We start from the raw sequence: 13,099 nt of genomic DNA on the forward strand, positions 1-13,099 counted from the left end.
ACAGAGCCTCCGGCAAACCCGGGGCGGTTCAATACAAACATGGCAAGTGACTTCGCTCAAGGCGAAGCATACCTAGCTCCTGTCGCAAAATATTTGAAACAGGGCGGACTAGTCACAGTCAATCCCGCTCTGATACGGGAGTACCCAAAAGCCATACTAAGTACGCTCGCCGAGTTGGGACGAAATAACAAACTTCGTCGCTTTGAAGACGGAGATGTTCCTGCAGAGGTAAGCAACAAGCTCACCTGTGATGACCCTCACATCATTGATTTGGTAATGCAGTCACGAACGACAGTGGTGTGCACCAAAGACAAATTATTGACCGACGATTTGACCAATCCAGAAATCATCAGCAATCCTCGCTGTAAGGTTTACCAACACGAAGGAGCGAAGAGCATCCTAACTGGCTGTTGTACCTAGCTATCTTTGGGCAGGTTGATGCAGAGTCGGCACCCATCGGTCGGGCGCGCGGCGGGGTGTGTCGGTGGGTATCGCTTTGCACAATCCACCCTACTCGTGTTTGCCCTCCGCCTCTTCCCGCTCCCGCCGCAGCTCCGCCAACTCGCTCCAATAGTCGCGGTTGCGGCCCTTTTCGTGGAGGTCTGCGTAGAAGGCGTCGGCCTCTTCCTTTGAGCAGAGCTTGGGCTTTGGCGGGGGCAGCGGTGGCAGGCCGGCTGGCTTGCCCAATCGGACTAGTCCAACCGTAGAGTTAGAGTCGGCGGTTGGTCCGTAGCGGCGCTCATGCCGCCTCCAACCTATAAGGCGGCATGAGCGCCGCGGGCAAGATGGCTGCTGGGGCGGGTGGACGATAGTTCAGCGAAGAGTGCGGTCTCTGCGTGTTGTAATGGCATCTCCATCCCTCGATCAGCACCTTGGCTTCGCGGAGATCGTAGAAGATTTCCCTGGCCAGCAACTCGTCTCTGAGCTTGGAGTTGAAGCTTTCGCAGTAGCCATTTTCCCATGGGCTGCCCGGTTCGATGTAGAGCGTCTTCACCCCGATCCGCTCCAGCCAGTCACGCAGAGCGGTGGCGACGAACTCGGGGCCGTTATCTGAACGTATGTGCTCAGGCGGTCCATGTGCGACGAACAGTTCGCCCAGCACATCCAGAACGTCCCGGGAGTTGAGCCTGCGTTCGACACGAATGGCGAGGCATTCTCTTGTATACTCATCGATCACGCACAGCATACGGAACACCTTGCCATCATGCGTACGGTCCTGGACGAAGTCATACGACCAGACATGGCCCTTGTGCATCGGCCTTAGCCGGATACAGGAACCGTCATTCAGCCAGAGACGGCCGCGTTTTGGTTGTTTCATCGGGACTTTCAGCCCTTCACACCGCCAGATGCGATACACCCGGCCCGCACTCACCTGCCATCCACTCGCGTTCAAGAGTGCCGTCACCCGCCGGTAACCATACCGGCCAAACCGTTCTGCAAGATGGATGATGGCTGCCGTTAGGGCCGCCTCATCGGCGCGGCGAGTCGGTGAGCGACGTTGGGTGGCGCGATGCTGGCCGACCACGCGGCAGGCCCGGCGTTCCGAAACGCCAAGCTCTTCTACCACATGATCGACCGCACTGCGTTTGCGTGAAGGGCTCAGTACTTTCCCGAAAGAACCTCTTTCAGGATCTGATTGTCCAGGGTGAGATCGGAGATTGCCTTGCGCAGGCGCCGGTTCTCCATCTCCATGTCCTTCATCCGCTTGGCCTGGCCGACCTGAAGGCCGCCATACTCCTTTCGCCACCTGTAATACGTCTGCTCGGTTACCCCGATCGCACGCACGGCCTGTCCGGTCGTCTCACCCTGGCTCAGTCGGACTTCCACCTCCCGCAGCTTCGCGATGATCTCTTCAGGCTTCGCTCTCTTGCCCATTCTCAACTCCATATTCGAAGCCGACTCTCACTCAATTACCGGACCAGTTTTCATGTGGCAGACCACGGCCGCTTCGCGGGTGGCGCGGTCGGCTTCGGCCGCCTCATTGATGCGCCGGGCCGTTTCCATCACCCGCTCGAGTCCTTTCTGGCGTACGGTCACGGCGGCCTGGTTCTGGAACCGCTGCATCTCGCCCGTGCCGGCGCGGCCAAACGAAAGCAGGCGGGCGAGGCGGCGGATGGCGGCCATCTCTTCCTCCGCCGCGTCGAGGAAGCCCGCCTCGGCCAAGGCGAGCGTGCGGGCGCGGGCAAGGTCCACCTGCCGCCGGGCGCCTGTGGAGGGCCGGTCCTGCATCCCCTCGCAGAGTTCCCAGAGCTCGTCTGCCTGCTAGCGGATGGCCTCGATCCCGTCCGCCCCTTCCCCGCGCGCGGCGTCTGCCTGTCTCTGGGCGTCCGCCTCTGCCTCGGCGCGGGCCTTCAGGTCTGTCTGCCGGTAGCCGTCCTGCCGGGCCCAGACGGTGAGGGTCGGCTCCGGTATCTGGAGGCGCGCGCGGATACTGGCGAGGCTCTCGCCGCGCAGGGCCGCCTGCCGCGCGAGAAGGCGCAGGGCCTCAAGCTCTGCCTTCGGGCGGCGGAAGCGGGGCATCTTCAGTCTGGTGTCTCTGTGCTCTTTCATGGCGTAGAGACTGTCACGAGGGCCAATCAGACGAATTCAGACTCCGGGCGGGCGCCATACACGGTGTATTCATGGCGTTCTTCATGGTGTTTGGGCGCACGCTATCCACCACCCTTTTCCCGAGGCATGATCCGTGTGCAGCGCAACAATTTCACAGGCGGTCCGGAACCTGTGGAATTCTTCCCGTCAAGCATGAAAAATTTTTGACAAGGACTCGACTCAGGCGAATTTTGGTGAGATCGTTTCGTTAAGCCAACGAAACCCGGCGGGAGCAGACCCGCCAACGGACGGAGGCAGAGCACGTCGCCCCCGGATCAATCCGGGTCAGGAGCAAGGCTGTGAGAGCAGCGGCGCAAAGGGCCCGGCGGGATGAAGGGACAAAGCAGGCGGCGTATTCCGGAGGGGAGCTAGACCCCGCAAGGAAAGGCTGTAGGCCATGACCGGAGCGCGATCCGAAGCATGGTGGCAAAGCTGAAGCACGGATGGAAATCCGCAAGGAAAACCTGAAGGATATCAGCGGCGTACAGGTGACGTGAGGCATCGCCCGGGATGCTGCGGAGCCGCGGACGACGGCCATGGGCGCCAGCCCGTTCCCAAGACGAGCAGGCGACCGGCCGGGTCCGACAGGGGTAAGATGAAGGCCCGTGCAAGCGGACCAGACTCTGCCTCGGTGTGGAAGAAGACCGACAACGAGTGCTAGCACAGTGTCTCGGTAGTCCGATTCGAAACACCAGGAAAGGCGTCCTCCTCCGGGAGGGCGCCTTTTTCTGTTCCGGTTTCTGTTCTGGCCTTGCTGTGTGTACGGATCAGCTGAGCGCGAGGCCCGCGAAAAGGTAGATCACCGAGGTGATCGCGCCCGCCGCCACGGCATAGGGCAGCTGCGTCGCGACATGGCGGACATGGTCGCATCCTGCAGCAAGACTTGCAATGACGGTCGTGTCGGAGATGGGTGAGCAATGGTCGCCGAAGACGCCGCCCCCGATCACCGCCGCCAGCATCAGCTCCGGCGGAAATCCCACCGCCTGCGCCACCGGCATCGCGATCGGCACCATGATCCCGAACGTCCCCCAGCTCGTCCCGGTCATGAACGCGGTCACGCCTGCAACAATGAACACCGCCATCGGCACCATCGCCACCGGCAGGTAATCCGAAACGATTCCAGCCATGTAGGTGCCCGTGCCCAGCGCTTTCAGACTCGCCCCGAAGGCAATGGCCAGCAGCAAAACGGTCACCGGCGGCACCATCTCGCCGATGCCGCGGAAGAAGCGTTCCTGGATCTCCGCGCCGGTGAAAACCTTACCGGCCCACAACATCATAGCGGCCAGCGCGATCGCCACGCACACGCCCCACAGGATCGACAGGCTGCCGCTCCCGGCCAGCATGTTGCCCTTCCCCGTCCACGCCATGAACCCGATGGACCCTGCAACCATCACCAGCAAAGGCAGCCACATGTGAACCGCCCGATTGGCCGGCGTATGGTCCACCGTTTCCAGCTCCGCCGCGCCCGGCCGCGCCTCAAGATCTGCAATGCGCATGGGGCCGAAAGTGCGGTTCAGCGTGACGGTCAGGAACACGCCCGCCAGCGTCAGCAGCGCATAGGCGTTCCACATCACCGTGCCCGCGACGACGCCGAGGCTCTGCTCGCCATAGTAGGGCTGCACCAGCGTCAGCACGTAAGCACCCCAGCCGTTCAGCAGGATCAGGGCCGACACGGGCGCGGACGTGGAGTCGATGACATAGGCGAGGCGCTCACGGGACAGGCCATGGGTGTCGAACAGGCGCCGCCCCAGAACGCCGGAGCTGAGCAGGCTGACATTCGTCTCCACGAAGACCAGCGTGCCGGCGATGGCCGGAGCGAGCCCTGCGCGTCGCGGCGTGGAGGTCAGGCCCTTGCGGTCCAGCAGGCCGACCGTGGCATCGACGCCGCCGGATTCCCGCATGAACACAATCAACGCGCCGATCAGCAAACAAAAAACCAGCACCCGCGCATTGCCCGCATCGGTCAGAACCTGCACGGAGCGCTCGGCGGACATCAGCGAGCCGAGCACCGGATTGCCGCCCGCGATCAGGGTTTCTGACGCGACCAGGCCAAGCCCGAGCGCGACATAGACATTCCGCGACACGGCGGCGACGAGAATTGCCAGCACCGGCGGCAACAGGGTCAGGATTTCCAGGGCGCGCCCCTTTCCGATTCAGCCTTCCACACCGCACCCTCGCCCAGACCTGCAACCGCTGGCAATAGCCCCGGCCTGCTGAAAGGGCTGCACAACCCGTTCGCATGTTTAACGGGCATTGGCGGCTGGCCCGGTTCTGCTGGCGGCGCGGGCGCGCTTATGCTTAACTTTCTCCAGTTTCCTGGAGGGAGGAGAACGGGATGACACGCCGTTTCAGGGCATTGCTGGCCGCGAGCGCGCTGGTTCTCGCAGCAGCCTGCGCCAGCTCGCCCAATTCCCAGACCGGCACCGATGACGGCGCGAGCGAAAACTGGCTGGTGGCGGCCTGGCACTGGATGTTCCCGCCGGAAGCGCCTCCGCCCCCTCCACCACCTCCTCCGCCTCCTCCTCCTCCTCCGCCTCCTCCTCCTCCTCCTCCGCCTCCTCCGCCTCCTCCTCCGCCTCCTCCGCCGCCGATTGTGACGGAGACGGTCGCCGGGTACCCGCCTGAAGAGCTGTATGCGGTGATGCAGTCGAGTGGTGTCGACCCGTTCAATCCGGCCAATCGTGAAGTGGTCCGCGCCTATCTGATGGCGCACGGCGTTGCGTACGAGAAAACGGATAATGTGTTCCGCTATTTCGGGATCGACCCTGGTGAACCGTCCAGCCCTGTCGCCTCATCTTCAGGAGGCAACAGCAGCTCACAAGGCGGCAGCCGGAACAATGCCAACAGCGGCGATGGATACGGATATCCCGGCGACCGGGACTATGCTCCCTATTACGAGGAATATGGCGCGCCAGGCGATCCCGCATATCCGCCACTGGAGGCAGAAAAAGCCATCGAGTACAACGCCTTCGCAGACATGCTACGCGCCTACGGTTATGACGTGCCGCCCAATGCCACATCGGAACAGCTGGAAGCGCTCTTCTACGAAGCGATGAATGATATGCCGGCTGCGGCTGCCGGGCCCGATGCTTATTCACAATGCCAGGCCGAGCTGGAAGATCCGGACACGATCAGCCTGATCTGTGAGCTCTATGACAATATCGGCATGAACAGCGAACTGAAGACCGCCAGCATTCCGGTCGGGGGCGACCTGACCGCCACGTTGAGACGGATCGCCGTTCAGGTGAGCGGCGGTATGGAACGTCTGGAGCTGGGCATGCCGGATGCGCGGCTGTGCGTCTGGAACATGGATAGCGTGGTCACCGAAGAAAATTATATGTACTTCGGCGACTGCGGCCTCTGGACGGAGCCGCTCAGCAAGCTGGTCGAGGCGGGTGCAGGGAATTTCAATTCCGGCCGCGTCGCGCATCAGGCCCCGAACGAAATGGTCGTCGACCAGGCTTACTTCCTCGAAATCGCCATCCAGCCGCTGACGCAGAACATTTCCGTGGAAGCCGCTGATACGATGCTGACCAGCACGCTGGGCACAGGCCTTGCCCCGGGCAGCACGGAAACCCCCTTCGCCATCGAGTTCGATACGGTGAAGGCATCGAAGATCATGTCCGCGACGCTGGAGGGCGACGACGAGTTCGATATCCGTCCGATGACCCCGAAAGAACAGGCTGTCCTGCCGGATGCACCGACCGTCTGGAGATGGCGGGTTGTTCCGAAGGAGGATGGTTCCGGCTACCTTCAATACAACCTGTCCCAGAGCCTGGAGATCGATGGCGAACGGTTCGACCGGTCCGTGAAAACGATCTGGCTGGATGTCGATATCTCCACGATCGACGACCTGCTGGAAGACGATCCGCCGCCCGCGACGCGTGACACGTCCATCATGGCGAGCACGCTGGTCGCCCCGACGAATAATGGCACACCGGAGGCAATGTCTGTATCGGCCGAGGCCGGATGCACCTTTACCGAAGGCAGCAATCCGGACCGGTTCGCCATGGTCCTGTCCAACCTTGCCTACAATCCGCCGATCAGCCGCCTCGCGGTGACCCATGCAGATGGTGACCGGATTGCCGAAGCACTCGCCGAAACGGGTTTCAGCGTTCAGCGCTGCCGCGACGCCAGCCGAAGCCAGACCCTCAGCGCGATGCGTGAACTGGGCCGCAAGTCCCTCGCCCGCAAACAGGCCGGCGCCCATCCGGCAACTTTCTTCTATTATTCCGGACACGGCGTGAATGTTGACGGGACAAACTATGTCCTGCCTGTCGATCTGCCGGGCGCGAGCACGGCGGAGATCCAGGATGGCGCAGTGAGCTTCGAACAGATCTTCAACATCGTTTCGACCACCGTCGCCTCGACCAGCTTCATCGTGTTCGATGCCTGCCGGACGGTGATGGATGACGAAAGCCGCGGCATGCTGCGCAGCTACCGGCCTGTCACCTGGTCGACCGGCGTGTTCCAGGCTTATGCGACCGAGCCCGGAAAGACCGCTGCCGACGATGGCGCCTATTCAGAAGAACTGGCCCAGCGCCTGCCCGCGGCCGGCGTGCCGGCAAATGTCCTGTTCAAGCGTGTGCAGGATGCGGTCGCGCGGCGGACCAATGAACAGCAGCATCCGAACTATATCGACCTGACGACGGGCGGCGACTTCTACTTCCAACCAGCAGAATGAGGCTCCGAAATAAAGAAACCGCCTGCCCCCCCCTAAGGCGCAGGCGGTTTCCGCTGTCAGTCCCAGCCCCCTGGGCGCAGCGATCAGTAACGCAGCGGCGACTCTTCCTTCGCCGGCTCTTCCGGTGCCGGGATCGGATCGGGCGTGCCCTTGATCAGCGTATCTTCCGGTGTCACGCCGGAGCTGGCCGCCGCACAGCAACGCACCTGCATCTCCAGCACCTTGCTGTTGAAGCGGCACTGCTGGTCGTTGATTTCGCGCATGATTGACATGCCGCCGGCACGATAGGTGTAGCGCGTCTGGGTACAGCTGGTCAGCGTGAAGCCCGGACGGCAGGTGCCGATGGCGGAATTCTGGATGGTGCGGGTTTCGCAGACGACTTCGTCCGTCTTGTTGGCCGCCTCTTCCGCGCGCGCCATGGCGGCAGCAGCAAGCTCTTTCGCTTCAGCGGCAGCGGAGGCCGCGCCATCGGCGACATTGCGCGCCTCGGAAAGGCGCATGTCAGTGTCAGCGAGGGCCACGGATTGCCCGTCGATTTCGACCTTCAGCTTGCAGACACCTTCGTCCTGATGGTCCGGCACGGCGCAGTATTGCGCGACCGTCTGTTCCTTCGGAATACCCTGGCAGGCAGCCACACCAGCTGCGAGCGCCACGGCGGCGAAAAGTCCTGTTCTAGCCATTCGAGGCCTCCGTTCTGTCCGGCTCGGGCGGACTTTGGGCTTTCGAAAGCTGTGGGGTCAACCTCACTCGCGGATAAGGCGAGTCTCAGGCTTTGAGCTTGTAACCCGACCGGAACAGCCACCAGACCGCCAGAACGGAGATCGCAGACAGGATCCCGGTATAGGTCACGCCCGTCCAGATCGAGGAGTTGGAAACCCCCAGGAAACCATAACGGAACCCGTCAATCATATAGAAGAAGGGATCGAGGTGGGCCATCAGCTGGAATGGCGGCGTCATCACCTTGATGTCGTAGAAGGTGCCGGACAGGAAGGTCAGCGGCACGATCACGAAGTTCGTGACAGCAGAAAGATGGTCAAACTTGTCGGCCCAGATGCCTCCAATGGCGCCAAGGCCGCCCAGAACAATGGCAGATGTCATGCTGAACCAGAGGATCGGCCAGACATGCGCCACCGACAGGTTGGCGAGGCCACTCAACTGGATTCCGATACCGGAAATGAGCGCCACAAGCAGTCCGCGGACGATGGCCCCGCCAAGAAATCCGGCCGTCAGCTCCAGCGGAGACAGCGGCGGCATCAGGAAATCGACATAGGTGGAATTGAACTTGGCCTGCACCAGGCTGGAACTCGTATTCTGGAAGGCGTTCTGCAGGATCGCCATGACGATCAGGCCGGGGGCCAGGAAATCATTGTAATTCAGCCCCTCAAAGTCGCCGGTCAAATTCCCCCTGTCACCGAAGGCCAGCTTGAACACGGTCATGAAGAGGAGCGTCGTGACGACAGGTGCCAGGATGGTCTGCATCCACACCTTCATAAATCTGCCCACTTCTCGTTTGAAAAGCGTCCACAGGCCAAGCCCGTTGACCGCCCCATACTGGCGGACATTACGGCTGGCTGATGTGGATAGGGCCGGTGCGGGCGCCGGTGCGGCGGAGGAGTCGGTCGAAGTCATGGCGACCTATGTAGGCGCAATCACGCCCCTGTGCGAGGCCCGATTTACGGAGTTTTTCTGAACCCAGCCATCAGGGTCTCCCGGTGAGCGGAATTCCACAGGCGGCAAGTTTTTAACCACAATATGTAGAAAGCCTGTGGAAAGGCCGTCCCGCATGTTGTGTTTCGTTTCGCCATGGATACGATATATAGGTGCTGAGCGGGGTGGCGCGTAACTGCCATCTCAACATATAGGGGCTGACGGACCTGGGTGTCGGGTCTGTACCAAGCAGGAAGGTGAATACATGTCCTGGACTGACGAACGCGTAAGTGCGCTAAAGAAACTCTGGGCTGAAGGCCATTCGGCCTCCCAGATCGCAAAGCAACTTGGCGGCGTGACCCGCAATGCCGTGATCGGCAAGGTGCACCGCCTTGGCCTGTCCGGCCGCGCGACACCGTCCCGCCCGGTCAAGCGCCCGCCGCGCCTGGCGCGTCCGAAACCCCGCGTGATGCCGGACGGTTCGGTCAAGGTGCCCACACCGCAGGTGCCGGAACGGCCCGTAGAGGCACCGCGCACTGTGATCGAACGCCAGGAACCGCTGGCGCCGCTGCCGCCGCTGACCATGGCTGATGGCGAGCCGGCCACGATCCTGACGCTCCGGGATTCCATGTGCAAATGGCCGATCGGCGACCCGGCGGATCCGAAATTTGCTTTCTGTGGCCGCAAGGCCGACTGCGGGCCTTACTGCGCCGAACACGCAAAAGTCGCCTTCCAGCCCGCCCGCAAGCGGGACTCCAAACGGGGCGAATACGATTACGTCCGCCGCATCGCAGGCTGATCAGCCCCGGCCGCGACGGTGAACGGAAAGCCCCCGGATGATTTCCGGGGGGTATAGTGATGTCTTCGAAAAAATCTTAGCTTATCGATTTGGATCAAGAATCGCCCTACTGTTCAGCAATCTTTGGACCGTGTGGTAGCGCAGGATGGATCAGCTCGAGCAGTTTGTTGATCGGATGGCTCTAGTTTTTTCGCCGGATAATATCATCCGCTTGGCTGAATCTAATGATCCGATTGGTACAGTCCTGCATGCTCATTTAATGATCGAAGAGTTCTTAGTAGCGTGGTCGGAAAAACAACTAGATCAAACTGACTTAATCACCGGCCTCAAAATTGGATTTGATGCCCGGTTAGAATTGGCAAAGCGGCTTAATCTAGACCCTCAAGCGGTCGCTGCAATTAAGAAAATTGACCAAATTCGAAATCGGATCGGTCATCGATTGGGTTACACACTTGAAAAGTCGGAGGTGGATTCGTTTGCCGACGCAGTGGATGCTTTCGACGTCTCAAAGGCTGCTACCAACTCCTGCAAGGATGAGTCTATTGCAGCTGAATATTCAGACGGGCGTGAGCGTCTGCCGAAGACGCATTATGCGAACGCGTCAACCCACCTGCGGTTCGTGATCGTATTTGGTGCGTTGTCCCGAAAGCTGATCTTACACTTGGATCTGCATTGAATCAGACTGGCGGCCAATTTATGGCGTCTGTAGCTGTGTCGACAGCCGAAACCGTGGGGGAGTTGTGAAAGACTTTGCATTGGTTCTTCAGCGCTTACGTGCGCAGGCTAATTATGAATGGGGCCAGCAGCAAGCTAAGTTGACCGCCCAAGATGCCAAGAACGATAATCTTGGATCATCGCGCCGATGGTTCCCCGTGCAACAACATATGCAAGAAGCGTTGTCGAAATTTGGTGACATTGCGCTTCAGCGGCTGAAGTCGGCTGAAGCACAGCACAGTCCATATTCTATCGAAGACTTCAACTTAGCGATTGAAGCAATTGCTGCATTTGCCGATGATCTTAGAACCTCATATGATGCGAAATCGTCGGAAAAATCACCCTTCGGCGGATCCAAGCCAGTGTTTGACCTGGACGCAATGAACCGCACAGTTCAGATAGCACAAGATAAAATATATGCGGCAAGAGCTGAATATCGGTCGCAGCGTTCGCCCCTAAGATGGGCTCTAGGAGCCGGGACAAAGCAGCTATTTACAACGTTTGTAGCTTTTGTTGCTGGGATTATTCTTAAGACCGTTTGGGACAGTCTTTCCTGAGAACGCTTACTTACTCTGACGCCCTCCACAGATGCCTTTAGCAATCGGCGTCTTGGAGAATTCTCTACCAAGCGACTTCTGATAAAGGCTGGCGTCTAACCTAATCCAATTCTGTTATCGAGCAGAAATTCAATAGTTCGGGTGCGGTGAATCTGACAAACGGAGGCATTAAATCAGCGTCAAACTCAAAGGCGATCCTTCGTTCCATCTCGAGCGAATAATATTCTGCGGGCTTCATAAAAAGACTCGGCAGAATAGTTGCTTCGTACAAAGATTCGAAATCTTCCTCCAAGGATTCCAGCACGGATTCGGTAAGGCGGCCCTTTTCTCTCGTCCGCAATAGGCGGACAACGAGATTAACATCGTGGGCAGCAACTCTGAACGTCTTCGCGTCCGAGTATATCACATCATGGACTCTGAATTTTCTAGTACCAATGGCCTCGCAAACACCGATAGCAAAAGCCTCAACATTTTGAATTTCAACTAATACGTCCCCAAAACGCTTTCGATGTTCTGGGGATATCTCGCTGGCACCAAGCTGAGTCCCGCAAAATAGCGCGCAGTTGTCCCCGGACCGTCCAAACAAGATTGCCTGCCTATCCGCAGAATTCACGCAAACACAATGCAACCCTTCATTCTTGTCCGCTATCAAATTATCTTCTGTAGAACGGTAAAACTCCGCAGACCCCAATTGGAATCTGCCTTTCGATAAGTACCGGTCCCAGGTCACGCGACTCACAAGTTTTCTAAAGGGGGTCGAGCGCCTATCGGTGAAGTTGCTGTGGTCGGCGGGCGGGGCGAAGGCTGTCGGAGTTCTTATGGCAAATTGGGGGTCGGCCAACTTACCCATTCCATCGACAAATCTCGCGATACGCCTTGCGTAAGCAAATAGTTGCTCGTCCGTCAGAAGAGCGCCTATCTTTGTGATGCTTAACGGCCCAACCAGCAAGGATCGGCCTTCCTTTTCCAATCTGTATCCATTGTAAGGCACGAATGAGCCCATAAGACCTTCTCACTCCCACCTATAGGTCGACAGTCCTGCAGCTAGGTCCACCAACCGAGATTTTCGTCATTGCGTCATTTCGGTATGTGTTTACTGGATGACAGAAAATCGGGTTGCCAAGATACGCACCAATTCCGGATTCACCCTCACCACACCATCACTCTGCAAATTGAAGTCCGCCCTCGAAGTCGTATAAGTCCGAGAACTTTAGCGGCCGCTTAGTCAATATCCATAACGTTTGATTTAATTGCCAGAATCCGCCCATCATCTTCTTTCAAAGAGTCTGCGACCCCGCGTCCGGTATTTGTGGCAACTTTGTCCGCCGCCGCAGCCATCATTATTGGGAATACATAGCGAAGATCCCCGCTTGACCCTGTACTGCTTATATCAGTCTGGAATGCGGGACGCCACTCAGACGCGTCGACGTTAGGTTCAACAAAAAAGCCCGCGAGCCTTATATACCGTGTAAAGACGGTATAATTCCTAGTCCCGGTCTGATACCCTGTGACTCCATATTGAGGTGTGTACGTTGTCGTTTGGCTATAATTGCCAAACGCGTTTACGTAGTTACCCGTTCCAAACGCTGTGGCGTTAGAAGTGCCTGTCGTCGTTGCTGATTTCACCCCAGTTTGTCCAAAAACGGGAACTGAATAAGATACGGACTTGGTCTCCGGGGCTCCTATCCCATATCCCAGCAGAACAATTATGTCCGGGGTTTCGGACTCTTGAGCTTTTGTAAAGCCGCGGCTTTCAAGGGCCCTCTCAGCATATTTAGCGTACTCATCAAATTGAAGGTCAGAGATCTGTACGGCCGGATCCATCGGCCAAACCATGTACCTTTGACCAGCAGTGACCTCTGGAGAGGAGAGCGAATTGGTCACCACATTGAATGTCTGGCCAGCGGATGAAGCACACCCAATTAGGGCCAAACTAATCAGAACAAGAGCCCACTTGAACATTCCACAACCCTCCGGCGCATCCCTTCAACCATTATTCACACTGCGGTCAATTTGAGAAGTGGAGTATGTTGGAATTCCACCACCGCCCCAGTCACCGGATTGCTTTCCCCAGACGCTCTGAACCGCCCCGGGTTTGCCGGAGGCTCT

Annotated in this window: 14 protein-coding genes; 5 read left to right on the top strand and 9 right to left on the bottom strand. The window is 58.9% G+C overall.

All coding sequences use genetic code 11. The features are described 5' to 3' along the window. A partial coding sequence (locus tag HY26_RS18875; protein WP_233351634.1) for a hypothetical protein occupies positions 1-420 on the top strand: 420 nt, incomplete at its 5' end. Positions 421-510: 90 nt separating this feature from the next. Here HY26_RS18875 and HY26_RS19045 read toward each other — a convergent pair. The 5 genes from HY26_RS19045 to HY26_RS13860 form a co-directional block, all read right to left on the bottom strand. Continuing rightward, entirely contained in the window at positions 511-687 is a 177-nt protein-coding gene (locus HY26_RS19045) for a hypothetical protein (protein WP_158531507.1), read from the bottom strand. Between the two features lie 52 nt (positions 688-739). Continuing rightward, positions 740-1,875, bottom strand: a protein-coding gene (locus tag HY26_RS13845; protein WP_369802202.1) for an IS3 family transposase whose coding sequence is annotated in 2 segments (ribosomal slippage) — positions 740-1,605 and positions 1,605-1,875 — 1,137 coding nt in all. Because the reading frame shifts where the segments join, the coding sequence is not laid out codon by codon here. Between the two features lie 27 nt (positions 1,876-1,902). Next, entirely contained in the window at positions 1,903-2,229 is a 327-nt protein-coding gene (locus tag HY26_RS13850) for a hypothetical protein (protein WP_112073833.1), read from the bottom strand. Between the two features lie 33 nt (positions 2,230-2,262). Then, positions 2,263-2,550, bottom strand: a complete 288-nt coding sequence (locus HY26_RS13855; protein ID WP_146740234.1) for a hypothetical protein — start codon at positions 2,548-2,550, stop codon at positions 2,263-2,265. Between the two features lie 806 nt (positions 2,551-3,356). Beyond that, complete coding sequence (locus tag HY26_RS13860) at positions 3,357-4,697, bottom strand: Na+/H+ antiporter NhaC family protein (protein ID WP_233351635.1); 1,341 nt, start codon at positions 4,695-4,697, stop codon at positions 3,357-3,359. Between the two features lie 227 nt (positions 4,698-4,924). Here HY26_RS13860 and HY26_RS13870 point away from each other — a divergent pair, with 227 nt between their 5' ends. After that, entirely contained in the window at positions 4,925-7,273 is a 2,349-nt protein-coding gene (locus tag HY26_RS13870; protein WP_199288556.1) for a caspase family protein, read from the top strand. A gap of 83 nt (positions 7,274-7,356) precedes the next feature. Here HY26_RS13870 and HY26_RS13875 read toward each other — a convergent pair whose 3' ends face one another. Both HY26_RS13875 and HY26_RS13880 read right to left on the bottom strand, forming a co-directional pair. After that, entirely contained in the window at positions 7,357-7,953 is a 597-nt protein-coding gene (locus HY26_RS13875; RefSeq protein ID WP_034761634.1) for a hypothetical protein, read from the bottom strand. Positions 7,954-8,038: 85 nt separating this feature from the next. Next, positions 8,039-8,902 carry an ABC transporter permease gene (locus HY26_RS13880; protein WP_051599528.1) on the bottom strand — a complete coding sequence of 288 codons (864 nt, stop codon included), beginning with the start codon at positions 8,900-8,902 and terminating at the stop codon, positions 8,039-8,041. A 283-nt stretch (positions 8,903-9,185) separates the two neighbouring features. Between HY26_RS13880 and HY26_RS13885 the strand changes: the two genes are divergently transcribed. From HY26_RS13885 to HY26_RS13895, 3 genes are all read left to right on the top strand, one after another. After that, the gene (locus tag HY26_RS13885) at positions 9,186-9,719 is read left to right on the top strand and encodes a GcrA family cell cycle regulator (protein ID WP_034761632.1); all 534 of its coding nucleotides are present in this window, start codon (positions 9,186-9,188) and stop codon (positions 9,717-9,719) included. Between the two features lie 145 nt (positions 9,720-9,864). Next, positions 9,865-10,395, top strand: coding sequence for a hypothetical protein (locus tag HY26_RS13890; protein ID WP_112073838.1), 531 nt, complete (start codon positions 9,865-9,867; stop codon positions 10,393-10,395). A 64-nt stretch (positions 10,396-10,459) separates the two neighbouring features. Beyond that, the gene (locus tag HY26_RS13895; RefSeq protein WP_146740237.1) at positions 10,460-10,990 is read left to right on the top strand and encodes a hypothetical protein; all 531 of its coding nucleotides are present in this window, start codon (positions 10,460-10,462) and stop codon (positions 10,988-10,990) included. Positions 10,991-11,090: 100 nt separating this feature from the next. Here the strand turns inward: HY26_RS13895 and HY26_RS13900 are convergent, their stop codons facing one another. Then, positions 11,091-11,993: a hypothetical protein gene (locus HY26_RS13900; protein ID WP_112073840.1), complete on the bottom strand. Its 903-nt coding sequence runs from the start codon at positions 11,991-11,993 to the stop codon at positions 11,091-11,093. A 218-nt stretch (positions 11,994-12,211) separates the two neighbouring features. Beyond that, entirely contained in the window at positions 12,212-12,952 is a 741-nt protein-coding gene (locus tag HY26_RS13905; RefSeq protein WP_112073841.1) for a DUF4136 domain-containing protein, read from the bottom strand. Positions 12,953-13,099: the final 147 nt, after the last annotated feature.

Source organism: Hyphomonas sp. GM-8P, assembly GCF_003263315.1.
GTDB lineage: Bacteria > Pseudomonadota > Alphaproteobacteria > Caulobacterales > Hyphomonadaceae > Hyphomonas.

Excerpts from the sequence above, each read along its gene's own strand:
- HY26_RS13855 (WP_146740234.1), bottom strand. The coding sequence starts at position 2,550 with ATGAAAGAGCACAGAGACACCAGACTGAAGATGCCCCGCTTCCGCCGC.
- HY26_RS13880 (WP_051599528.1), bottom strand. The coding sequence starts at position 8,902 with ATGACTTCGACCGACTCCTCCGCCGCACCGGCGCCCGCACCGGCCCTA.
- HY26_RS13850 (WP_112073833.1), bottom strand. The coding sequence starts at position 2,229 with ATGCAGGACCGGCCCTCCACAGGCGCCCGGCGGCAGGTGGACCTTGCC.
- HY26_RS13885 (WP_034761632.1), top strand. The coding sequence starts at position 9,186 with ATGTCCTGGACTGACGAACGCGTAAGTGCGCTAAAGAAACTCTGGGCT.
- HY26_RS13875 (WP_034761634.1), bottom strand. The coding sequence starts at position 7,953 with ATGGCTAGAACAGGACTTTTCGCCGCCGTGGCGCTCGCAGCTGGTGTG.
- HY26_RS13890 (WP_112073838.1), top strand. The coding sequence starts at position 9,865 with ATGGATCAGCTCGAGCAGTTTGTTGATCGGATGGCTCTAGTTTTTTCG.
- HY26_RS13905 (WP_112073841.1), bottom strand. The coding sequence starts at position 12,952 with ATGTTCAAGTGGGCTCTTGTTCTGATTAGTTTGGCCCTAATTGGGTGT.
- HY26_RS13900 (WP_112073840.1), bottom strand. The coding sequence starts at position 11,993 with ATGGGCTCATTCGTGCCTTACAATGGATACAGATTGGAAAAGGAAGGC.
- HY26_RS13870 (WP_199288556.1), top strand. The coding sequence starts at position 4,925 with ATGACACGCCGTTTCAGGGCATTGCTGGCCGCGAGCGCGCTGGTTCTC.